A 230-nucleotide genomic window follows, 5' to 3' on the forward strand; every position below is an offset into this window, starting at 1 on the left:
CTACCAAGAAAGTGATTAAGAAAACTCAAGCTAAGAGTTAAAATTAGCAAACCCTATGATGCGGGAGTGGCGGAATTGGCTGGTGTCTTGATTAGACGCTGGATTTAGGTTCCATTACTATACACTTGCATCACACTATGTGCGGGAGTGGCGGAATTGGTAGACGCGCTGGATTTAGGTTCCAGTAACTTCGGTTGTGAGAGTTCAAGTCTCTCCTTCCGCACCATGTT

Annotated in this window: 1 tRNA gene; it reads left to right on the top strand. The window is 45.2% G+C overall.

From position 1 onward, the window contains the following. Positions 1-141: 141 nt before the first annotated feature. Positions 142-226: transfer RNA gene (locus tag C2M25_RS06890), tRNA-Leu, on the top strand. Positions 227-230 lie beyond the last annotated feature (4 nt).

Source organism: Pseudoalteromonas sp. T1lg21 (genome assembly GCF_002964625.1).
Lineage (GTDB): Bacteria > Pseudomonadota > Gammaproteobacteria > Enterobacterales > Alteromonadaceae > Pseudoalteromonas > Pseudoalteromonas gelatinilytica.